This is a genomic window from Paenibacillus sp. FSL R5-0914, from assembly GCF_038004525.1.
Classification (GTDB): domain Bacteria; phylum Bacillota; class Bacilli; order Paenibacillales; family Paenibacillaceae; genus Paenibacillus_AQ.
In genome coordinates, this window is record NZ_JBBORH010000002.1 from 157,568 (window position 1) to 180,690 (window position 23,123).

General features: G+C 44.8%; 15 protein-coding genes and 1 pseudogene. 13 read left to right on the forward strand and 3 right to left on the reverse strand.

Features of this window, described 5'->3' with window-relative positions; genetic code table 11:
• Positions 1-56: 56 nt before the first annotated feature.
• From MKX60_RS16730 to MKX60_RS16775, 10 genes are all read left to right on the forward strand, one after another.
• The gene (locus MKX60_RS16730; RefSeq protein ID WP_341060465.1) at positions 57-1,556 is read left to right on the forward strand and encodes a DUF4153 domain-containing protein; all 1,500 of its coding nucleotides are present in this window, start codon (positions 57-59) and stop codon (positions 1,554-1,556) included.
• 24 nt (positions 1,557-1,580) lie between these two features.
• Positions 1,581-2,105 carry a hypothetical protein gene (locus MKX60_RS16735; protein ID WP_076283012.1) on the forward strand — a complete coding sequence of 175 codons (525 nt, stop codon included), beginning with the start codon at positions 1,581-1,583 and terminating at the stop codon, positions 2,103-2,105.
• A 200-nt stretch (positions 2,106-2,305) separates the two neighbouring features.
• Positions 2,306-3,004, forward strand: a complete 699-nt coding sequence (locus tag MKX60_RS16740) for a Crp/Fnr family transcriptional regulator (protein ID WP_341060467.1) — start codon at positions 2,306-2,308, stop codon at positions 3,002-3,004.
• A gap of 164 nt (positions 3,005-3,168) precedes the next feature.
• A complete protein-coding gene (locus MKX60_RS16745; RefSeq protein WP_341060469.1) occupies positions 3,169-4,863 on the forward strand; it encodes a methyl-accepting chemotaxis protein in 1,695 nt (564 codons plus the stop codon).
• Positions 4,864-5,224: 361 nt separating this feature from the next.
• The gene (locus tag MKX60_RS16750) at positions 5,225-9,139 is read left to right on the forward strand and encodes a discoidin domain-containing protein (RefSeq protein ID WP_341060470.1); all 3,915 of its coding nucleotides are present in this window, start codon (positions 5,225-5,227) and stop codon (positions 9,137-9,139) included.
• A gap of 154 nt (positions 9,140-9,293) precedes the next feature.
• Entirely contained in the window at positions 9,294-10,214 is a 921-nt protein-coding gene (cysK, locus tag MKX60_RS16755; protein WP_076283009.1) for a cysteine synthase A, read from the forward strand.
• Between the two features lie 20 nt (positions 10,215-10,234).
• Positions 10,235-11,194, forward strand: a complete 960-nt coding sequence (locus MKX60_RS16760) for a hypothetical protein (RefSeq protein WP_341060472.1) — start codon at positions 10,235-10,237, stop codon at positions 11,192-11,194.
• Positions 11,195-11,439: 245 nt separating this feature from the next.
• Positions 11,440-12,258 carry a sensor histidine kinase gene (locus tag MKX60_RS16765; protein WP_042187187.1) on the forward strand — a complete coding sequence of 273 codons (819 nt, stop codon included), beginning with the start codon at positions 11,440-11,442 and terminating at the stop codon, positions 12,256-12,258.
• The gene (locus MKX60_RS16770) at positions 12,255-12,920 is read left to right on the forward strand and encodes a response regulator (RefSeq protein WP_042187189.1); all 666 of its coding nucleotides are present in this window, start codon (positions 12,255-12,257) and stop codon (positions 12,918-12,920) included. The genes MKX60_RS16765 and MKX60_RS16770 overlap by 4 nt, the downstream gene beginning before the upstream one ends.
• Before the next feature lie 50 nt (positions 12,921-12,970).
• Positions 12,971-13,618 (forward strand): DUF1775 domain-containing protein, encoded by a 648-nt coding sequence (locus MKX60_RS16775; protein ID WP_052404250.1) that lies wholly within the window; start codon positions 12,971-12,973, stop codon positions 13,616-13,618.
• Positions 13,619-13,832: 214 nt separating this feature from the next.
• Here the strand turns inward: MKX60_RS16775 and MKX60_RS16780 are convergent, their stop codons facing one another.
• The 3 genes from MKX60_RS16780 to MKX60_RS16790 are packed head-to-tail and all read right to left on the reverse strand — an operon-like array spanning position 13,833 to position 17,196.
• Positions 13,833-15,722 carry a CotH kinase family protein gene (locus MKX60_RS16780; protein WP_341060475.1) on the reverse strand — a complete coding sequence of 630 codons (1,890 nt, stop codon included), beginning with the start codon at positions 15,720-15,722 and terminating at the stop codon, positions 13,833-13,835.
• A 29-nt stretch (positions 15,723-15,751) separates the two neighbouring features.
• Positions 15,752-16,459, reverse strand: a complete 708-nt coding sequence (locus MKX60_RS16785) for a DUF4956 domain-containing protein (RefSeq protein WP_340974816.1) — start codon at positions 16,457-16,459, stop codon at positions 15,752-15,754.
• A 23-nt stretch (positions 16,460-16,482) separates the two neighbouring features.
• Positions 16,483-17,196 (reverse strand): polyphosphate polymerase domain-containing protein, encoded by a 714-nt coding sequence (locus MKX60_RS16790; RefSeq protein WP_341060477.1) that lies wholly within the window; start codon positions 17,194-17,196, stop codon positions 16,483-16,485.
• A gap of 219 nt (positions 17,197-17,415) precedes the next feature.
• On the opposite strand from MKX60_RS16790, the gene MKX60_RS16795 reads away from it, so the two are divergent.
• The 3 genes and pseudogenes from MKX60_RS16795 to MKX60_RS16805 form a co-directional block, all read left to right on the forward strand.
• The gene (locus MKX60_RS16795) at positions 17,416-18,657 is read left to right on the forward strand and encodes a purple acid phosphatase family protein (protein ID WP_341060478.1); all 1,242 of its coding nucleotides are present in this window, start codon (positions 17,416-17,418) and stop codon (positions 18,655-18,657) included.
• Between the two features lie 124 nt (positions 18,658-18,781).
• Positions 18,782-19,531: a MerR family transcriptional regulator gene (locus MKX60_RS16800; RefSeq protein WP_076298418.1), complete on the forward strand. Its 750-nt coding sequence runs from the start codon at positions 18,782-18,784 to the stop codon at positions 19,529-19,531.
• Positions 19,532-19,947: 416 nt separating this feature from the next.
• Positions 19,948-23,070 (forward strand): annotated as a pseudogene (locus MKX60_RS16805) (X2-like carbohydrate binding domain-containing protein); the annotation flags it as partial.
• Between the last annotated feature and the right edge of the window lie 53 nt (positions 23,071-23,123).

Sequence of the window (23,123 nt, forward strand, 5' to 3'; positions counted from 1 at the left end):
TCTTATTTTATCACTTAGAATAAGGATAAGAAAGTAAGAATATGGGGGTGTTTACCATGACCGATGAAACGGAGCTTAAGCTTAATCGATCACTTGCCGCTTTAATTGTTGCCTTCTTACTGGCGATTGTTCACCAGTTGTTGTTCTACGGAAAGTTGTCAGGGGTTTCTTATCCTATCTTCGTTTGTCTGTTTTATGTGTATATGCTTTATTACGCTAAGGCTAAAATGCGCAAACTGACCAAACTCAGTTATTTTTGGTTTGGAGCGATTTTTCTACTCTCGATGACCTATGTGTTGTTTCATAATCTTTTCTACTTTGGGTTGAACCTATTAGTAATCCCTGTGCTGATTCTATTACATATGACTTATTTGCTAAGTGATAAACGCCCCTCTTGGAGTCAATTCAGAATACTTTGGGATACACTAGAGCATTTGCTTCCACAGAACTTTCGCCACTGGGGTACTGTGTTCAAGGACTTCAAAAGTAGCAGTGATAGTAAGGTGAAGGATGAACGCAAGCAAGTGCTGGGGAAAGTGTTTACAGGACTTGCGATCTCTTTCCCGATACTACTTGTTGTAATTACCCTGCTGGCCTCGGCCGATGGTGTGTTTCATCATGTGTTAATATGGCTGCCAAATATGCTGGATCGAATTTCATTTGGTGAAATTATTGTGCGGACGTTGTGGATATTCCTGATGGGCATGGGATTGTTCGGCTTAGTATGGGGCTTTGTAGATTCGAAGATCTATGACTGGAATGTGCAACCAAGAGAGTATGGACCTGTGCAGGCGCCTATGACCTTTAAGGTTGATCCAGTAATTATGACGACAATTCTTATAGCTATTAACACGGTATATGTTCTGTTCGTAATCGTCCAATTTTCTTACTTGTTTGGAGCTTGGGAAGGGATGTTACCAGAGGGTAGTTCCTATGCTGATTACGCTCGTAGTGGATTCTTCGAGTTAATTATGGTGACCACGATTAATTTCGTGATTCTAATGCTGGGGTTGGGATCAGAAGGAAAGAGGGGCGGACTGCTCCAAAAAGTCATTAATATTATGCTGTATATCTTGGTCGGCTGTTCAACTGTCATGTTGTATTCTGCCTATACTAGACTAACCCTATATGAAGAGGCGTATGGATATACTACGATTCGTTTCCTAGTTCATGCATTTATGATATTTATGGGTTTGCTGTTGATTCTTGCAGCTGTACGGATTGTAGTGCCCCGTTTGCCGTTGGCTAAATGTTATATTGTGCTAGGTCTGACCTCTTATGTTGTTATGAACTATATAGGTATGGATGTCATTATAGCTAATAAGAATATGGAGCGTTATGAGGTGAGTGGTAAGCTGGATGCAGATTATTTGGTTGGTCTGTCACCGGAAGTCATCCCTTCTCTGATTAAGTTCAGTCGTAAGGAAGACGGGATGCTAGATCAATTTTTGAAAAACAAATGGTGGGACGGTGCTCAGCGAGAGCGGAAGTGGCAGTCCTTTAATTTCCCGGAATATCAGGCGCAGCGTGAGCTGGAGAAGTATTTTGCACAGTAAAGGTTAGAAGAAGGTGTGAGGAAAGTGAGAAAAAAGCCATTTAGTAACGGCTGGTTATTTATCATCATTTTTATTACGGTAGGTTTAAGTTATGGGATCTATCATATTTATTTATACAATGCCCCAAGACAAAGTCATTACTCTCATGTATCCAGCAGCAATTTAGAGCAGGAACGTCTTGGAGACATCCAGCTGCTTCAGAGTCTCGAATCGCTCATCCAGGCACCTAAACCACGTGACGATATTGAACGGTATCAATATTATCATTTGGACAACGAAACAACAGTAGCCACAGCGCGTGGTGACGATAAAATCATTCTAATTAGCGTCTATTCCGATCTGAAGATGAGTACTGCCAGAGGTATTCACGTGGGGTCTTCTACAGATGATGTGATTGAAGCTTATGGCTCTTCTTATTATAAAAGAGGGGAACAAGGGGCTGATATTATCGGGTATGTGGATAAAATCAATCATCGGAATTTAGAATTTTGGTTACAAGATCAGAAAGTGAATATGATCCGATATAGTGTGGACTCTGTTGTGATGTAAGATGTTTTGGGATTTCCTTACAAGCATAAACGCCTTCGGCTTCCTTTACAAGGTCGGTAAGCGGTTAAGCGAGAAATATAAGAAATATAGTATTGTGTGAAACTTATACTTTCTTATATTATTAAAAAGGACATATGTCCTTTTTTTGTGGGGTATTCTAAATTACACTTATTTGAGCAAACAATAGAGGGGGGCACCACATGCAAACGATAAATGACCGTGAAGCTGTCCGTGCCTTGGCAGTGAAGAACGGTCTGGACGGAATTTTTAGCCCGCTAGTCACATATAAAATGGAATTGAGACGTTATACGGATGAAGAGAAGCTGTGTTTGGTTGGCGATCAGTTGGATGGGATGTTCATATTGGTTGAGGGCAAGCTCAAAATTCAGACACTGCTGCCGAACGGCAAATCTATGCTGGTGCGGTTTACAAATCCGATATCAGTGATTGGGGATGTGGAGCTGCTTCATCGCTTTCCTGTCAAGAATCAAGTGGAGTCTGTGGGTGAGAGCTTAATTCTTTTTGCCGGGAGAAGATTACTGCTGAGAGAGCTTGAGGAAAATACAGCTTTGTTACGTTTTCTCGTAGGGGAACTTAGTCACAAATTGCATACGCTCGGTCAAGCCTCCGCACTTAACCTGTTGTATCCGGTCGAGAATCGATTTGCCAGCTATTTGATGTCTTTATTCGCCGATAAAAACGGTGACCGACGTGTGGAGGAGATTCGGACCTCTAGCCTTATAGAGACAGCAGAGTTGTTAGGTACAAGTTATCGGCATCTTAACCGGATCGTGCGTCGTTTTATTGATGAAGGAATTATTGCAAGAAATCGTGGACGCTTAAGCGTACTGGATGAAGGGAAGCTGGCGGAGCTGGCAAACGGAAATTTATACGAATAAAAAGATCTCTAAAGACCATTAGTTCCAGCCTTGGGCCGGACGTAGAGGTCTTTTTGTTTTTTTAAGCGAACATTCAGTTCAATTTCAGAGAAGCTTAAGGGAACAATAGTAGGGTAAAAGTACCAATTAGAAACCTACTATACATATAGAGATGAGGAACAACGATGTTCAGAAATATCCGCGGAAAAATGATATTGGGATTTACTGCTGTGATTGTGGTCTTTCTAGTGGCAATAGCAGGAAACACATGGTTTCAAGGAAAGGCTACGATGCTGACGGATCAGGTCAATCGCAATTGGAACAAACTGTCGCTTGTACAGGGATTAACGGATAAAATTCGTACGGCAGATGAGCTAGGGGCTCGTTATGTGATGAGCAACACAGAGGCTGAGCGGAAATCATATCTTTCTAAGTACGAAGAGACGCTCCCATTGATTGAGAATGCCATCAAGGAGCTGGAGAGTGTTAGATTAAGTGAAGAAGAACTAAAGGGTGTAACGGAGCTGAAGGGGAAATGGAATGATTATTTGATCGTTTTGAAGGAAGCCTTCGCCATAGCCAAGGACGGAAACTTCCCGGAAGCGCAGAAGAAGTTTACCAATTTATCTTTAGATTCAATGATTGAATCTCAGATTGTATTCCAGAGCATGCTCATGGAGGAAATACAGAACGGGCAGAGTCAAGCAGAAGCCCATCGTAATAACGCTATGATTACTAGCTTTGGTGTGACCGGATTATCGGTTGTTCTTGCCCTAATTCTTGCACTATTAATATCTGGACGAATTATTAAACCACTTCGTGATGTGAACACACAGCTGAAGGAGATTGCAGATGGAGATGCCGATCTTACTCGCAAGCTAAACGTCCGGTCAAAAGATGAGATTGGTGAACTGGCGTTTAATTTTAATAAAATGACAGAAAATTTGGGCTTGATGATTGAACAAGTGAAGCTATCGGCGAATAGTCTCGCGAATTCCTCTACAAATCTTACCTCGGATAGTGGAGTGACAGCAGGTGCGACAGAACGAATATCGGATATTATGGGTGAAGTAGCTTCGGGAACTGCTAAACAGATGAATGATCTACAGACCAATACAATAACAATTTCAGAAATATCGATTGGAATCGGTCAAATTGCCTCTAGTGTTCAGGATATTTCTGAAGCCTCGCATCGCTCTGCGTCATTTGCTATTGCCGGAGATGAATCACTTCAGGCAGCAGGGCAGCAGGTGGAATCCATTAATCGATCTATACATTCTTTGTCACAGCAAGTCCAAGGCTTTGTGAATCGATCACAGGAAATTGGCAGTGTTGTAGGAGTTATAAAAGGGATTGCTTCGCAGACAAATATGCTGGCGTTAAATGCGACAATTGAGGCAGCCCGCGCGGGTAAGCAAGGGAGAGGCTTCGCTGTAGTTGCCGACCAGGTTCGTAAGCTGGCAGAGCAATCCGCAGAATCCGCTAATCAAATTGCGGAAATGGCGAGCGGGATTCAAAGTGAAGCAGATAATGCGATGAAAGTCATGATGAGTAGTATGAGTGAAGTAAGGGGAGGCACGGAGATTATTCAGCAGGCTGGACGTTCCTTTGGTGAGATTCGGTTATCTATAGATTCACTAGCCGAGCAGGTTCAGGAAGTATCCGGAGCTGTGGAAGAGATAACAGCGGCTACGGAAGAGATTGTGGAATCGCTTCGAAGTGTTACGACAATTGCAGAAACGACTGCAGCGAGTACACAACATGTGTCGGCAGCCTCACAAGAGCAAAGGGCTTCGGTGGAACAAATTGCTTCCTCTGCAAGTGAACTAAACTTAATGGCTCATGGACTACAGGGGCTGGTAGCTAGATTTAATATATAAGGCGAGCTTCGGAGAGTTGAGGGGGAATCCCAGTGCTCTCTGGAGCTTTCTTTTTTTATTTGGTTGAACGTAATATCCCACATACTAAGCATAGAAATTGCCATCGACGTCCACCTGCCTATAACTTATATTATTACCATTATTAGTTAGTTTGTGGTCAACCTCTGGGTATAGATCAGTGACTTATTGAAGTCAGAGTCAAGGATACGGGAGGACAGGCAGCTAATAATAAAGCGATTGTTAAGTCTCGTTGAAAACTATCAGGTCCATTTTAGGAGGCGAATGTCTATAACAATACTATTTTGAAAGCGTATTCTTATTGGCTGCATAGCTTCACAAAACTTTGGGAGGTGGTTCTCTAATGATAGCAGCTTCTAAAAAAATTACGGGTAAGTCGGCAGTAATGTATTTTTTGATTGTAATATTGTTTGTAGGTCAATTAGCGTTGTACCCCTCGGTGAGTTTAGCTGCGGGGAATTTAGCCCAAGGTAAAAGCATTACTTCAAGCTCATTTGGCGATGTTTATGTAGCAACTAATGCCAATGACAGCAATCAAGGAACGTATTGGGAGAGTGTAAGTAACGCATTCCCGCAATGGATTAAAGTGGACTTAGGCGACGTAAGCAGTGTCAATCAGGTTGTTCTAAAACTGCCGACGAACTGGGAAACAAGAACCCAAACGTTGTCGGTGGAGGGAAGCTCTGATGATTCTACTTACACTAATTTAGCAGCCTCTGCCAATTACACCTTTAATCCAGCAAGCGGATCTAATACTGTGACCATTAATTTTACAGCTGCGAGTGCTAGATATGTTAAATTGAACTTCACGGCAAATACAGGATGGCCAGCAGCACAGTTATCGGAATTTGAGATTTATGGCAGCACAACGACACTTCCAACAACAGGATATGAAGCGGAGAATGCTGCTTTATCCGGTGGAGCAAAAGTCAATACAGATCATACCGGTTATACCGGAACCGGATTTGTAGATGGCTATTTGACACAAGGAGCAACGACTGCCTTTAGTGTTAATGTTGCCTCTGCTGGAAACTATGATGCCGCATTAAAATATGCAAATGCTTCAGGCAGCACAAAAACAATAAGCATTTATGTAAATGGGACGAAAATAAAGCAATCTTCTCTTTTAAATCTGGCCAACTGGAATACATGGTCCACAAAGGTTGAAACGTTAGCCTTGAGTGCTGGTGCTAATACGATTACTTATAAATATGATGCAGGTGATACTGGAAACGTGAATCTGGACAACCTGATCCTTACTCCATCTTCAGCACCGACAGCAACACCATCACCAACGCCAACACCGACAGTAACCCCAACACCAACGGCAACGCCGACACCAACACCAACCCCAACACCGACAGTAACACCAACACCAACGGTAACACCGACACCAACACCGACACCAACACCAACACCGACAGTAACACCGACACCAACGGTAACTCCAACACCTGGGACGGGTTCAAATTTGGCTTTGAACAAAAGTATAACTGCGTCGTCCTCGGTCTTTACCTTTGTGCAGACGAATGCGAATGACGGTGATGTAACTACTTATTGGGAGGGGGCAGGGGGAAGTTATCCGAACACATTAACTGTTAATTTGGGCAGCAATGCTGATGTTACATCGGTTGTTCTCAAACTGAATCCTGCATCGGCGTGGTCGACACGTACTCAGACCATTCAAGTGCTTGGGCATAATCAGAATACAACGGCTTTTACGAGTCTTGTACCTGCGACCGTGTATACCTTTAATCCGGCAACCGGCAATACAGTGACGATTCCGGTCACGGCTACGGCTAGTGAATTGCAGCTAAAGATCACTACCAACTCTGGTTCAAGTGCTGGACAAATTGCTGAATTTCAGGTAATTGGTACACCATCTGCGAATCCAGATTTGACGGTGACTGCTCTTACATGGACTCCAACCTCTCCAATTGAGACGGATGCCATTACACTTATTGCAACAGTTAAGAATATAGGATCTCTAGCATCTTCTGCAACTAATGTGAATTTTTATTTGGGCACTACCCTTGTAGGTACTAGTCCAGTAGGTGCTCTAGCTGCTGGCGCATCAACTAGCGTATCTCTTAACTTGGGCGCAAAAGATGCAGCAACCTACTCATTAAGTGCAAAGGTCGATGAGAATAATACAGTGATTGAATCAAATGAGGGGAATAATAGTTTTACTAGTCCGGCTTCCCTTATTATTGCTCCAGTGTCCAGTTCTGATCTGGTTGCTTCCTCCGTCAGTTGGACACCTGGCAATCCAGCAGGCGGCAACACTGTAAGCTTCTCAGTTGCCATTAAGAATCAAGGTACAGCAGCTTCCGCGAGTGGTGCGCATAACATAACTCTGACGGTTTTAGATGCTACTACGAATGCGGTGGTTAAGACTCTAACAGGCTCCTATAACGGCGTGATCGCAAGTGGGGTGACCACAGCGCCTGTAGCTCTTGGTAATTGGACTGCAGGAAATGGCAAATATACTGTGAAGAGTGAAATTGCAGTAGATGCTAATGAGCTGCCTGTAAAACGGGCTAATAATATTCAGACGCAGTCACTGTTCATCGGTCGAGGTGCGAACATGCCTTACGACATGTATGAGGCTGAGGATGGAGTTATTGGCGGTGGGGCCGTGAAGCTTTCAGCCAACCGGACCATCGGCGATCCTGCAGGTGAGGCTTCAGGCAGAAGAGCAGTCACTCTGAACACCACAGGTAGCTATGTTGAATTCACGACAAAAGCCAGCACGAACACTCTGGTTACTCGTTTCTCGATTCCAGATTCAGCGAGTGGTGACGGCACAAATGCTACGCTTAACATCTATGTTAATGGTGTCTTTAGCAAAGCTATTAACTTAACCTCTAAATATGCATGGTTGTACGGTTCTGAGACAAGTCCTGGAAATTCGCCAAGCGCAGGTTCTCCACGGCATATTTATGATGAAGCTAACATTATGTTTGATAGTACCATTCCGGCAGGAAGTACGATCCGTTTACAAAAGGATACCGCTAACACTTCTCAATACGCCATCGACTTCATCAGTCTGGAGCAGGTTTCACCGATTGCTAATCCAGATCCGGCTAAATACACTGTTCCTGCAGGCTTTACGCATCAGGATGTTCAAAATGCGCTTGATAGAGTGCGGATGGACACCACAGGAAATCTCGTAGGTGTATATTTGCCACCAGGAAACTATCAGACCTCTAACAAGTTTCAGGTCTACGGCAAGGCAGTGAAGGTTATCGGTGCGGGTCCTTGGTATACAAGGTTCATTGCTCCAACTAACCAAGAGAATACCGATGTCGGATTCCGAGCAAGTGATACTGCGAATGGATCTACCTTTGCGAATTTCGCTTATTTCGGAAACTATACTTCTCGTATCGACGGTCCTGGTAAAGTATTTGATTTCTCCAATGTGGCGAACATTACGATCGACAACATCTGGACTGAACATCAGGTATGTATGTACTGGGGAGCCAATACCGATAACATGGTGATTAAAAACTCTCGTATCCGTAACACCTTCGCTGACGGCATCAATATGACAAATGGAAGCACGAATAACCTCGTGTCTAATATTGAAGCACGGGCAACAGGTGATGATAGCTTTGCATTGTTCTCGGCGATTGATTCCGGTGGTGCAGATATGAAGGATAACATCTATGAGAACCTCACTTCAATCTTGACTTGGCGTGCTGCTGGTGTAGCTGTCTATGGTGGATACGCAAATACCTTCCGTAACATTTATATTGCGGATACACTTTGCTACTCCGGGATTACAATCAGCTCTTTAGACTTTGGATATCCGATGAATGGCTTCGGAGCTTCACCGACTACGAATTTTGAGAATATTTCTATTGTTCGTGCAGGTGGGCATTTCTGGGGGGCACAGACCTTCCCGGCGATCTGGGTATTCTCGGCCTCCAAGGTCTTCCAAGGTATCCGAGTCAATGATGTGGATATCATTGATCCGACCTATCATGGAATCATGTTCCAGACCAACTATGTAGGTTCCACTCCACAATTCCCTGTAACAGATACCATCTTTAATAATGTTACAATTACCGGTGCGCAGAAGAGCGGCGATGCTTTTGATAGTAAATCCGGAGTGGGTATCTGGGTGAATGAAGCTGCTGAGGCTGGTCAAGGTCCAGCCAGAGGCTCAGCAACCTTCAACAATCTAAAGATTACGAACACGGTAACAAATATTAAGAATAATACATCTACTTTTACCATTAACGTGAATCCGTAAATTGTAGATCAGTAGTCAGTTATAATGAAGCCGCCTACCCATAAATTTGGGAGGCGGCTTTTTAACTTAGGGACCTTGCAAGCTCCAGAATCGACAGGAGGTGCCACTCAAGTTACAATGAAGGGTATGTAAAGTAATGAAGGAGGCGCTATATATGACACCACTAGTTGTTAACAATATAACTGAGCTGATTGGGAATACACCGGTTGTGCGACTAAATCGGTTGACCACCCCCCAAGATGCAGAACTATATGTAAAGCTGGAACGCTTCAATCCCAGTGGCAGTGTAAAGGATAGAGCAGCTTATAATCTGATCCTGCAAGCAGAACTAGCCGGGCTGCTGAAGCCCGGAGGGACCATTATAGAGCCGACAAGCGGAAATACAGGCATTGGATTGGCTATGAATGCCGCTGCAAAAGGCTATAAAGCGATTCTTGTCATGCCTGACAATATGACGAAGGAACGAATCAATATTCTAAAGGCTTATGGCGCTGAAGTTGTTCTGACTCCTGCAGCGGAGCGGATGCCGGGAGCTATAGCAAAAGCAATCGAGCTGGGGAAAGAAGTGGCAAACAGCTTTATTCCACAGCAATTTGAGAACAAAGCGAACCCTGACATTCACCGCACTACGACAGCTCTTGAAATTATGGAGCAAATGGAAGGGAAGCTGGACGTGTTCGTTGCTTCTTCGGGAACAGGTGGTACGATAACTGGAACTGGGGAAGTGTTGCGTGAGCAGCTTCCAGATATTCGTATTCTAGTTGTTGAGCCGCAGGGCTCACCAGTATTATCCGGTGGAAAGCCTGGACCGCATAAGCTGGTTGGAACCAGTCCGGGCTTTATACCCGCCATTCTGAATACAAAGGTCTACGATGAAATTGTTCAAGTTTCGGATGAAGATGCACTGAATACCGTGAGAATGCTGGCAGCACAGGAAGGAATTCTGCTTGGCCCATCAGGTGGAGCCGCAGTATGGACAGCATTGCAGGAAGCACGGCGCCTCGGGGCCGGCAAGCGAGTGCTATGTATTGCACCTGATGCGGGGGAACGTTACCTGAGCATGGGAATATTCTAACTTCGTTTGGAGGAAAAAGAATGAATAAGCTTATGGTAAGTTTCTTTATTGCTCTTATGTTGGTGGGTTGTTCCAGCAACAACTCTATGACCAGTGATGGCGATCATGTTGAGTCTACACCGGAACAAAGTGCTGAAACTGTACTGCCTTCACCAACGCTTCCTCCAAGCGCAGAGCCATTACCAACTCCAAGCAAGCAGAAGACTGAAGCTTATCTAGATACTGAGAAGCTGAAGACGAATTTTGGCTTTGCGGATGCAGAGGGGCGGAGTATTCTAGTTGCCGGGCATGAAAAAGGGCTGGATCAGGAGATGGCACAATTAAATGAGGCTATTGGTGATCAGGGGAATGTGTTAAAGGTTAAATTTAATAAATGGCAGGATGGAACAGAGAACAGCAATGGCCGGGAGATGGCACATAATTTTGTAAATCTGGCGGGTTATCTTTTTACGGTGGAAGAAGCAAGTGCGACCCCAGATGAAACCTACTATTTGACGGATCAAACAGACTTTAAGGTTGATGCGCTTTTGCCTATTGAATCCTTAGAGGGTCAAGAAGCTTTATCTACTGTGGAGGAAAGTGTTCGACAGCGTATTGTAGATACGAAAAAACGTGAAATTCAGAAAATATGGAAGCTGGCAGACTTATCTACAGATCGACAGCTGTATCTCGTTCAATTCGTAAGGCTGGATCAGGATATGTTATTTAGTCTCGTTTGGAAAGAAAAAGATGAATTTACCTTCATGGACTATCCAGCGGTGATTCAAGGAGATGAATATTCGGTCTGGCGGGTGGATGATGGCGGAGAGGTTATGCCTGAAATGTTCTCCATCCTTTTTGCTGCTGAAACCTCAGAGGGCCCATTACTCGGCCTGAATTGGTGGGGCTCAGAGGGAGTAAATACGTTTTTTCTGAAAAAAGAGGGAGATTCGTTTAAAGAAATGGATATCCAATATGGACGTTATACTTCACCACTTTAGGTAGGATTTCGCAGTAAAAGTAGAAATGATTGGGTGCATCGTGAGATGTATCTTTTTTTTGCTACAATATAAGAAAGCCTGCTTATGATATTATAAATGTCAGCAATCACCTTTTAAAATACTTAAATTTGTAACATTAATGGGTCTATATAGCCCGATCGAGTCATGTCGCTTAGATGAGACGGTGATATTGTTAAGCATAAGATGTGCAGGAGGGGACGGCAACGTATAAACAAATAAAGTATATGATCCTGTTATTGCCAACGCTAATGGTGGGGATCTGGGAAATTGTGCGTCACCAGTTTCTAATGCCTTATATTTCTATGGATTTGGGGAACTATTTGACGCCAGTCCTGGTGTTTTTAGTCAGTCTTGTGTTGCTCGTCCCTTTGTTCTCTCTTATGGAGCGGAATCAGCGGGAGCTGGAGCAGGAACGTGCGCTTAAAGATGCAATGAAGGCTCGGGAAGGACTTGCCAAAGAACTGCATGATGGAATGGCGCAATCTTTATTTCTCTTATCTGTCAAAATCGACCGGCTAGAAGCAAGCCGCAAGAATGGTGAGGTCAGTGAGGAAAATGTGGATCAGATCAAAAAGACGGTCCATGAGGTGAACCGTTATGTGCGGCAGGCCATTGCCAATCTGAAGATTCCGGTCTCAGAGCAGAGTTCTTTTTCATTGGAACAGTCGGTAAAAGATCAGCTAGCCCAGATGGCGAACGAGATTATGATCGAAGCCTCTCTCGAATGGAGCCTGCAAGATGATGCGCTCTCCCCTTCGGAAAAATCAGAATTGTTATCCTGTATTCGCGAAGCGATCATTAATGTTCGTAAGCATACACGAGCTGGACTGGTTTCAATTACTGGCGCTGGCGATGAGAAGAACTGGAGGGTAGTTGTTACAGACAATGGAGAAGGATTTCAGTATGATCCATTTGAAGTGAGTGGCAGCTACGGACTTCAGATCATGAAGGAACGTGTCGAGGGGATGGGCTGGAAGCTTAGGCTGACTTCTGGTGACACAGGCACCCAGGTTGAAATTACGAAAGGGGAAGTCAGTCCATGAGCCGATACCGGGTTTTAGTTGTAGATGACCATGCGCATGCACGTGAGGCGATGTGCGAGATTTTGTCCATGGATGATAGTTTTGAGGTCATTGGAGTAGTGGAGAGTGGTGCTGAAGCGATCGCTTTCACAGCCCAGTGGATGCCTGATCTCATCCTAATCGATATTCAGATGCCGGAAATGGACGGGCTGGAGACTACTCGCCGGATCAAGCAGGAATATCCTTATGTCAAAATCGTTATCGTTACCGTATCGGACGAAATTTCCCACCTCCTCGAAGCGCTAAAGCAAGGAGCACAGGGGTATTTGCTAAAGAATCTGGCACCTTCCACCTGGATTCAATATTTGCAGGCCATTGTTAATGAAGAAGCACCGCTTAGTCGGGAGCTGGCTTTTCAAATCTTGAAGGAGTTCACCGTCCCCTCTGTTACGGATGAAGGGGAGTCGTTGACGGCTAGAGAGAAAGAAATTTTAAGCTGTGTATCTTCTGGATCAAAAAACAAGGAGATTGCAGTGAGCTTGGGGATTTCGGAGCATACCGTAAAAAACCATTTGAAGAACATCCTCCAAAAGCTGCAACTCCAAAACCGAACGCAGCTGACGCGTTATGCCTTGGAGCAAGGGCTTGCTTCGCGTAAACGAGATTTTTCGAAAGATGTATAGCAGGAAGTTAAGGACGAAGATATATAATTATTGATGAGAAGAGGCTAACTATGAACAGATTATCTCGCAAAATAATGACGTTATTCGCACCAGCTGCAGCAACACTGTTATTGTTCGCAGCAGTGGCTAGCGCGCACGTAACCGTGGCACCAGCACAATCTAGCACGGGGGCATGGGAGACTTATACATTAAAGGTTCCTTCGGAAAAAGACGTGGCAACTGTACAAGTTGATCTACGAGTTCCAGCAGGTGCCGAGTTTAAACAATATGAGGCTACACCCGGATGGGATGTTACCATTGAGGGGAATAAGGTTAGCTGGATAGCTAATGGTGAGGGCATTCAGAAGGGGCAATTCCAACGCTTCTACTTTACGGCCAAGAACCCTGATGCCGCTGGCGACATTGCATGGGATGCTTATCAGCACTATGCAGATGGAAGCTTGGTGCAATGGTCCGGTGAGGCTGGAACAGAGAATCCGCATTCCATTACTACAATTGTACAAGCTTCCGGTGGGGATGAACATTCTCACGGTTCCAATGTGAAGAGCGATTCCATGAGCATGGAAGAGCATAATGCTATTATGAAAGATGAGGAAAAATCAAACAGTGTCAATCCAATGGTCTACATCGCAGTCGGGATATCTTTACTTGCCTTTTTAATAGCGGCTATAAGTATATTGCGCGGGCGAAAAGAGTAATAGGGGAGCATTATATTCCTTGATCTGAGTTGGATACTTGATAAGAAAAAAGTTTGAATTTATAACTGTGAACAGTCTCGAGTGAAGTTTGAGACTGTTCACAGTTTTTTTGTGGAAATTTGGCAATATGATCTTTAGGACATGAAAGAAGCCCCAGCCGATAAACGACGGGAGCTTCTTTTATGTTTTTATGTTGTGAATTACTTTTACTTGTCTACAGCCGTTTCCGCTTATAGAAGGTCACAAAGACTGCAGTCAGCAGTAAGAGAAGTATCGCGACCCCAGTAGTGATGGCTTCACTCGTGCTGCCTTTTTGCTGCATAGCGCCAGCGCCGCCGCCAAAGTTACCACCCATGCCAGCACCGCCAGGTCCGTTCCCGCCTTCAGGGATAGTAGGGCCACCCATAGCACCTGGTGCACCGCCAGGCCCTCCAGTGAATCCACCTTGAGCGGCTTGCCCGTCGGTGTTGGTCTGCGCACCCTGAGCGGCTTGCTCGTCGGTGTTGGTTTGACCACCTTGAGCAACTTGCCCGCCAGCTGTTGCTTGCGTGTTACTGCCGGGACCCGCGCCGGCATCAGGGATAGCCGGTCCGCCCATGGCACCGGGCTCACCGCCTGCGCCGCCCTGAGGAGCCTGCCCATCCGTGGTAGCTTGCCCGCTTTCGGCGTTCGGTGCAGCACCACCCGCGCTCTGTTCCGCCCCCGCGCCAGTCTGCTCGTTACCCGCGCCGTTCGTGCCTTGTCCAGCACCAGAAGCACCAGCGCCATTCCTAGCACCACCACCAAAGCCGCCGCCCATGCCACCACCCATACCGCTTCCTGATCCGTCACCGGAGGAAGGGATGGTTCCGTCGAGCTGCTGCTGGATATTTTTAGCCATGTTCGACATGAAGGTCTTAACAGACTTAATCCCTTCTTCATATTGCTCGAAGGTGTAGAAAGCAGAAGGATCTGCTTTGACATAGCTGGAAATCATCATGTCCAGCTGATCCATTCTAGTTTGGAACGTATCATCAGCTAGATAGCCATTAAGCATTTCACTGACGATCTCGTGATATTTCGCTTTGTATTCGTCGTTAGCAAGTAGCTTCGCAACCAGAGGACGTTCAGCCAGCGCGCCTTGTGTAGGCTCGTCAATCAGTACGTCTGCGCTGCCCATGCCGCCAAAAGCCATATTATAATCCCACGGCAGGATCGAGAAGACGCCTTCGTCTTCATATAAGTAATAATTTTGTTTATTACCACCTAAATAACTGTCCATATTTGCCGTGACCGCATTTAGAGCGATATACTTCAGCGATTCCTCTACGTCGATGTATTTTTCAAAATCGGTGCCGTTATTAAGCTCATTCAGCATATCGATCAGAATATCATCGTTAGATTTATCCGACTTCATTACTAATCCGGTATAGAGGGAAGGGTCGTCACCAAGCCAAGTCAAGTCACTACCCTGACCGGTCATTTCCCCTTTATAAAGTGCGCCGTAAGAGTTCCCGAAATTGCGTTCCAAATATGCGTCGCCGATCTGTTCTACCGCGAGGTAGAAGCCCTTTAGCTCATCGTTGACGTATACATTGACGAAGGAATATTTCGGCGTCGGAAGTCCGACACTTTCAGCGAGCTCGTAGGTCAGAAATTCACGCATATAAGAAGCATCGCTGTAATTGTTATTCAGGTTGATCTTAGTGATGCCAAATAAGTTCTGGTTCACATATTCATCAAAAGAAATTTTAAAGCTGTACCGATCAGAGTCTGTCATCTGTACTACACTTCTGAGACTAAGATTTCCTTTGGTCCGCACGGCAACGTTATCGAATTTAACGCCGTTGTACTCAACCGATGCGGTTTTATATTCTTCCGCGCTGGCATTATCCAGCATATCCTGAAAATCATCCGGGTCCAAAGTGATTTTGACATCGACGACCTTATCTTTTGGAAAGACCTGCTCGTCTAGATTTTTCTCGTCGCTCGAGACTACCTTATCCTGAGAATCTGTTGCAGTTTCGTTTGTTGCAGACGGACTTGCGTTCTGGCACCCAGCTACGGCGATGACCAGCAGCAGGCAACAAAGACTCAGCAGGATAGATTTACCTCTTGCTTTCATCTGGGGCACCGCCTTTCATCTTATTATGTTTAGGATACATAGTCACCGCTGTAGCTGATCAGAAGTGCATTTTTAACGCCCTTTAAGTCGGAAACTGTGTTGACAAAGCCACCTACTTTATCATCCAGACGAAGCTCTAGTGTTAATTCGATATTGTTTGCAGATACTGTTTTTTGCTTCACGTTGTAGCGTTTCACGGATTTGGTGATATGGCTGTGGACTTCACGTTCACTCTCGTCGCTATCACAGTTAATGACCAGCAAGTATGGTGTTTCGATAGAAGAATGCTTGATGAACAGAAACAGAATTAGACCAATGATGATTGAACCCACAATAGCCAAAGTGAAGAAGCCTGCGCCAGTTACAATCCCTGCGACTGCTGCCCAGAACAAGAAGATCAGATCTGTTGGATCTTTGATCGGCGTTCTGAAACGAACGATGGACAATGCGCCGACCATACCGAGGGACAGAACCAGGTTAGAGTTGATGGCGATAATGACAGTGGCTGTAATCATGGTCATGCCCATTAGCGAGACGTTGAAGCTTTTGGAGTATAACACTCCGCTAAATACACGTTTATAGAGCAGATAAATAAAGTATCCGATCAGAAAAGCCACACCTAACGTGATGAGCATTTTCGAGATGCTTATATCGGAGACAAAGTTGTCTATCACCGAGTTTTTAATGATATCTGAAAAAGTATTTGTGGTTGTATCTGTTGTTGCGGTTGCTGCCATTGTTGCTAGTGATGCATTCATAATCAATAATCCTCCCAAGTGTTGGTTTTTAAGAATTTGCGGCAGATCACATATTTTGAAGCGGACTGTCTGTTCAGCCCCTCTAACTGCAGTGCGATTTTAATGTATTCCGGAATGTACTCATCGAATTTCACCTCAAAAATAATGAAGTTCTCATCAATCGCCCGAATCGGATGCAAATCCTTATCAAAAATATCCGTCGAATGCAGACCGGTACGTAATTCTTTATCAAACGTGATCCGCACGTTGCCGTTGTGGCAAACATAGGGCTCGCGAACATAATCCACGATGACCTTCGGCCGAAGAAGGTTATGACGCATCTGATTGTATAATTCCATGAACAGTGGACTGTCCGGGACATTCAGGACCTCATAGTTACCTGCTATGATCTCGTCGTACATTTGACGGGTCAGCGGCTCTTTAATTTTGGCGATATAATCGTCCATTTTGATTTTTTTCTCAAAGTGAATGATGTTGTCTTGAATGTTGTAGATACGAATACGATATTTGGCGCGTTCTCTGAGACCTCCGAGTTTGTCGGCAAGCGCCGAGTTGTTGATGTCGTCAAAATACAAACTGCGGATATGATATTCGCCACTTTCATTGGCATGCTGGTCTGTATCAATCAAACTCTGTAATCGCTGGCGCAATACAAGATATTGATGATAGTTAATGAAGAATTTTAGCTCATGCCGGAATTGAAGCTTGTTACTCATTTTCCCACCTCGTTTCTATCTCTATCTCTGTCGTTGGCTAACCTTCTTGCACAACTAATTCTAGGAGACAGACCTTATGCTTAACTTAAAATAGACTGAATGTTAGCTGAATGTTTTACACTGCGTTAACAAAAGTATAGATCTATAGATTTGACTTCTGACTTTCTGGAAGGCTATCTTAGTTAGAAGACTAGAGAGAAAAATGAAGGAGGAGCCGTGATGAAAGACTATAAATTCGCCATCATCCTAGGGATAGTAGTGATTGTTCTGATCTTGGTGGCTGTTGGGATGGAGTGGTCCAAATCCGGGAGCTCCAAGAAATCATCAGCCCCGTATGATCTTGTTACCACCTTTAAGGGAGATGCGGGAACGAGTCGTGCGTTTACTTGGTATACTAGCGATTCCAATGCCGCAGGAGTTCTGGAGTTAGTAAAGGGACAGATGTCCTCTTTTGTAGAATCGGATGTACTAAGGATAGAAGCAAATAGTAGCACCATAAAAACGGACTATGGTACCAGAGGTGTTCACAAAGCGGAGGTTACAGGACTTGAACCTGGGACGTTATATTCTTACAGAGTGGGCAGCGGGCTTGAGGGAGGATGGAGTTCAGTTGCGGAATTCACCACGGAAGAGGTTGAACTAGATAGTGTTACGTTTATCAACGTCGCGGATTCTCAAGGGGAGAGGGCGGATGATTTTAAGCTGTGGGGGAAGACATTGAGCAAGGCCGTTCAGACCTTTCCAGAGGCGAAATTTATTGTGCATAATGGTGACTTAACGGAGAACCCAGAGGATTCGGCGGGCTGGGATCAATTTTTTGGTAACGTGCAAGGCTTGCTTTCGGGGATACCCTTAATGCCTGTTACGGGAAATCATGATCAGGTTGATGACGATGCGACGGACTTTACTTCTCATTTCAACCTGCCAGATAACGGGGCAAAAGGTTCTATTGCGGGCACCTCGTATTCCTTCGATTACGGTCCTGTACATGTGTCTGTATTGAATACGGAGAGCAATTTGAAAAAGCAAGCTGAGTGGCTGAAGCAAGATTTGAAGAGCACGGATAAGGAATGGAAGATTGTTGCGATGCACCGTCCGGCATACGGGGGCAATTCATATAAGAAGGTTGAAGATTGGACGAATATTTTTGATGCATGTGAGGTCGATCTGGTGCTGCAGGGTCATAATCATGAGTACTCCAGATCCTACCCTTTGCGGGCTGGAAAAATCGTTCCTGAAGGTGAGAATCCGGTAGGTGCTAAAAAAGGTACGGTATATGTGGTGACCAATGCTTCCGGAGGGAAATTTAACGAGAAAAAAGAGGATCAGTTCTATCATGCGGTGCATTTTCAAAACTACAAGCAAATGTTCGCAGGGATTAGTGTTACCAAGGATAGTTTGACTTATCAGGCTTATGATGTGGATGGTAAGATGCTGGATGAATTTGTGCTTACGCATTAACCAGTAGTAGCTTTCTTCACCGTTAGGGTGGAGAGGGCTTTTTTGGGATTCTTCTGGATTTTTGATTTGACACTCCTCTTAGGGGAGGCATTAAGCTACTTAAGGAAAGGAGGAATGAACAACATTGTACACGGTAAAAGAAGTATCGGAACTGTCCAAGGTTACAATCAAAACGCTTCATCATTATCACAAGATCGGTCTTCTCTTACCAAGCAGGATAAGTGATGCTGGATACCGGTTGTATGGAACGAAAGAGCTGGAACGTTTGCAAGAGATTCTATTTTACAGAGAATTAGAATTTTCTTTAGATCAAATCAAGGAAATGATGGATCATCATTCGGACAGGTACTCTATTCTTTCGCAGCAGGAGGAGCTACTCCTTGGCCGCAAAGCCAGGCTGGATACGATTGTTCAGACATTACGTAAATCTATTGGTTATTTAAAGGATGGGGAGCGCATGGATAATAAGGAAATGTTCGAAGGATTTGAAAGCGAAAGAGAATGGAAAGAAGCGCTGATCGAGCAAAATCAATATTTGAAGGAATCGTATGGGATGGACTCTATTGAAGTTTTACCAGAAGATGTTCCGGATATGAATGAACAAGCACTTGAAGGCATGACATTTATGAATAAAATAGCAAGTTCATTAAGAGAAGGGTTAAAACATAACGATAAGGAAATAGAGAATTTGATTCGATGTCATCTTGAATTTATGAACAAACATGGCCATAACATATCTGTGAAAGACTTTGCAGCGCAGACTCAATTTTTCTTAAGTGATGACTTTCATCTTAAAATGCTTGAGAATCAGCAAACGGGGTTGGCTTATTATCTTTCTGCAGCAGCAGAGTCGTTTGCGGCAATAAATCAATAAAGTTAATCGAGAAACGGATGCCATCTCAAAAGGAGGCATCTGTTTTTTTTTGAAATAGATTAATGTATATGCTTACGCTATAAATTATCCTTCTATTTCTCGCTTAACCGCTTACCGTCCTTATAGGACGCCTAAGGCGTTTATGGTTGTGAAATGTAATCTAAGGTGTGAAAATGGTACGATTTTTAGAGACAAACTTCATGAAAATACAACCATTTTCTATCGATTATGAAAAACATTACCATTATAATGAAAGCGTTATCAGAAAAATTTAAATAGTCGAATTTAGGGGGGAGGGAAGAAGCAGGGATACAGAGTAGGAGGAAAACAAAAGCAAACCAATAAAATTGTAGGAGGCGTAAAACGTGATTCGTAATCGTATCCGAAAAACTGGATTGTTAATCCTGCTTGGCGCGATGATAGGCTCTTTATTCTCTGCATTCCCAGCTACTACTCATGCGGCCGCAAGTGAACCTTACAATTGGAAGAGTGTTGTAACGGGAGCCGGCGGTGGTTTTGTACCCGGAATTATTTTTAATCAGTCCGAACCCAATTTAATTTATGCCAGAACAGATATCGGGGGTGCGTATCGATGGAATCAGGCTACCTCTAGTTGGACTTCGATTAGTGACTCCGTAGGCTGGGTCGATTGGAATAAGAATGGTGTAGATGCCCTTGCTACAGATCCTATTGATCCGAACAAAGTCTATATGGCAACAGGTACTTATACTAACTCCTGGGATAATAACGGTCAGATCATGCGCTCTAGTGACCGGGGAAACACCTGGCAAACCACTCCGCTGCCTTTTAAGGTAGGTGGCAATATGCCGGGCCGCTCTGCGGGTGAACGCCTCGTCATCGACCCGAATAAGAATAATATTTTATTCTTCGGAGCTAGAAGTGGTAATGGGCTCTGGAAAAGTACGGACTCCGGTGTTACTTGGTCGAAGGTAACCTCCTTTACGAATGTAGGAACATATATTCAGAATCCGACACTGGATTACGGAAATGATCTTGTCGGCCTATCCTGGATTACGTTCGATAAAAGCACAGGAACACTTGGCAATGCGACTCAAACGATATATGTAGGGGTTGCCGATACAGCAAGCAGCGTATATCGAAGTACAGATGGAGGCGTAACTTGGACAGCTCTGGCAGGACTACCTTCAGGCTACTTGCCACATCATGGCGTGCTTTCATCTACAGGCGATCTGTATATTACTTATAGCAATGGTGTAGGTCCTTATGACGGAAGTAAAGGTGAGGTTTGGAAATACAATAAAACAAGCGGTGCATGGACGAACATCAGTCCTTCAACCGGAACGGATAATTGGTATGGCTTCGGTGGTTTAGCTGTGGATGCACAGAATCCTAACACAGTTATGGTATCCAGTTTAAATGCTTGGTGGCCTGATGAAGTGATTTTCCGCAGTACTAACGGTGGTGCAACATGGAGCCGAATTTGGGACTGGGGCAACTATCCAGAACGAACTTATAAGTTCAGTATGGATATCACAGCAGCACCTTGGCTCGATCATGGAACGACTTCGACCTCGCTTGATCCTTCACCGAAACTGGGCTGGATGATGGGCGATCTGGAAATTGACCCTTTCAACTCTAACCGGATGATGTATGGTACGGGGGCCACCATTTATGGCTCGAACAATTTGACCTCATGGGATACCGGAGGCAAGGTGAATATCTCGGTTATGGCCAAGGGTGTGGAGGAAACGGCTGTGCTCGGACTGATAAGCCCACCAACGGGAACCTCCCATTTGATCACTGCACTTGGTGACGTTTCTGGTTTCCGTCATGAGGATTTGTCGGTAGCTCCAACTAAATTCCAGACCAGTCCTTCATGGGCAACAACAATGAGTATCGATTATGCAGAGTTGAGTCCATCTTATATGGTACGGGTAGGCAGTGCAGATAAAGAGAAGACACCAAGTATGAAATCCATTGGTATCTCTAACGATGGTGGTGTGAACTGGTACATGCCAAATTCAGAACCGTCAAATGGCACCAAAACAACAGTAGGGCATGGACAAGTAGCTGTGTCTGCAAGTGGGAACTCTATTTTGTGGAGCACCTCGGATATTGGTGTGTACTACTCCAAAACAACAGGTAACTCTTGGACAGCAAGCGCCGGATTACCTGCAGGAGCAAAAGTAGCATCTGACCGAGTGAATGCTAACAAATTTTATGGTTTTTTTGCTGGGGTCTTCTATGTTAGTGTGGATGGCGGAGCTACATTTACTGCCACTTCAGCTTCAGGTTTCCCAACCAATAATGTAGCTGGATTACAGCCGAATGAAGCTCAGATCAGCATGAAAGCAGTACCAGGTATTGAAGGTGACATCTGGTTTGCAGGAGGAAATACGACTGAGAATAAGTATGGTTTGTGGCACTCCACGAACTCTGGTGCGAGCTTCACGAAGTTAACCAACGTACAAGAAGCTGATCTCATTGGTTATGGAAAGGCTGCGCCGGGTCAAACTTATATGGCACTGTACACGGTAGCGAAGATTGATGGCGTGCGGGGTGTCTTCCGTTCCGATGATGTTGGCGCAACTTGGGTTCGTATTAATGACGATGCCCACCAATACGCCAAGATTAATATGGCGATTACTGGTGACCCAAGAATTTACGGACGTGTATATCTCGGAACGAATGGCCGAGGCACATTGTATGCTGATCCTGTCAATCTACCAGCTACAGGCTCAACCATTACTCCAACAACTGCAAGCTTCGATAAGAAAACAGCGAATCAGGCCGACGTCGCAGTAACGCTGACACTGAATGGAAATACGCTCAGCACGATCAAGAACGGAACGGCGACATTGGTTACTGGTACAGATTATACGGTCAGTGGATCTACTGTGACCATTAAAAAAGCGTATCTAGCGACGCAAGCGGTAGGAACAAATACGCTGACGTTTAGCTTTAGCGCAGGGGCTAATCAATCATTGGCGGTTGCGGTGACGGATACGACAATACCAGTAACTAACTCCACGATAACACCAACAACCGCAAGCTTTGATAAGAAAACAGCGAATCAGGCCGACGTCGCAGTAACGCTGACACTGAATGGAAATACGCTCAGCACGATCAAGAACGGAACGGCGACATTGGTTAGTGGTACAGATTACACGGTCAGTGGATCTACTGTGACCATTAAAAAAGCGTATCTAGCGACGCAAGCGGTAGGAACGTCCACGCTGACGTTTAGCTTTAGCGCAGGTGCGACGCAATCCTTAGCGGTTGCGGTGACGGATACGACAACACCAGTATCCAACTCCACGATAACCCCGACAATAGCAGGCTTTGATAAGAAAACTACGAATCAAGCAGACGTAGCAGTAACTATGACGTTGAACGGAAACACGCTCAGCACGATCAAAAACGGAACGGCGACATTGGTTACTGGTACAGATTACACGGTCAGTGAATCTACTGTGACCATTAAAAAAGCGTATCTAGCGACGCAAGCGGTAGGGACGACCACGCTGACGTTCAGCTTTAGCGCAGGAGCGACGCAATCCTTAGCGGTTGCGGTAACGGATACGACAACACCAGTAACTAACTCCACGAT

Bases quoted from the DNA above. Each gene is read 5' to 3' on its own strand.
- MKX60_RS16730 (WP_341060465.1), top strand. From the start codon at position 57: ATGACCGATGAAACGGAGCTTAAGCTTAATCGATCACTTGCCGCTTTA.
- MKX60_RS16740 (WP_341060467.1), top strand. From the start codon at position 2,306: ATGCAAACGATAAATGACCGTGAAGCTGTCCGTGCCTTGGCAGTGAAG.
- MKX60_RS16745 (WP_341060469.1), top strand. From the start codon at position 3,169: ATGTTCAGAAATATCCGCGGAAAAATGATATTGGGATTTACTGCTGTG.
- MKX60_RS16750 (WP_341060470.1), top strand. From the start codon at position 5,225: ATGATAGCAGCTTCTAAAAAAATTACGGGTAAGTCGGCAGTAATGTAT.
- cysK (WP_076283009.1), top strand. From the start codon at position 9,294: ATGACACCACTAGTTGTTAACAATATAACTGAGCTGATTGGGAATACA.
- MKX60_RS16760 (WP_341060472.1), top strand. From the start codon at position 10,235: ATGAATAAGCTTATGGTAAGTTTCTTTATTGCTCTTATGTTGGTGGGT.
- MKX60_RS16765 (WP_042187187.1), top strand. From the start codon at position 11,440: ATGATCCTGTTATTGCCAACGCTAATGGTGGGGATCTGGGAAATTGTG.
- MKX60_RS16770 (WP_042187189.1), top strand. From the start codon at position 12,255: ATGAGCCGATACCGGGTTTTAGTTGTAGATGACCATGCGCATGCACGT.
- MKX60_RS16775 (WP_052404250.1), top strand. From the start codon at position 12,971: ATGAACAGATTATCTCGCAAAATAATGACGTTATTCGCACCAGCTGCA.
- MKX60_RS16780 (WP_341060475.1), bottom strand. From the start codon at position 15,722: ATGAAAGCAAGAGGTAAATCTATCCTGCTGAGTCTTTGTTGCCTGCTG.
- MKX60_RS16785 (WP_340974816.1), bottom strand. From the start codon at position 16,459: ATGGCAGCAACCGCAACAACAGATACAACCACAAATACTTTTTCAGAT.
- MKX60_RS16790 (WP_341060477.1), bottom strand. From the start codon at position 17,196: ATGAGTAACAAGCTTCAATTCCGGCATGAGCTAAAATTCTTCATTAAC.
- MKX60_RS16795 (WP_341060478.1), top strand. From the start codon at position 17,416: ATGAAAGACTATAAATTCGCCATCATCCTAGGGATAGTAGTGATTGTT.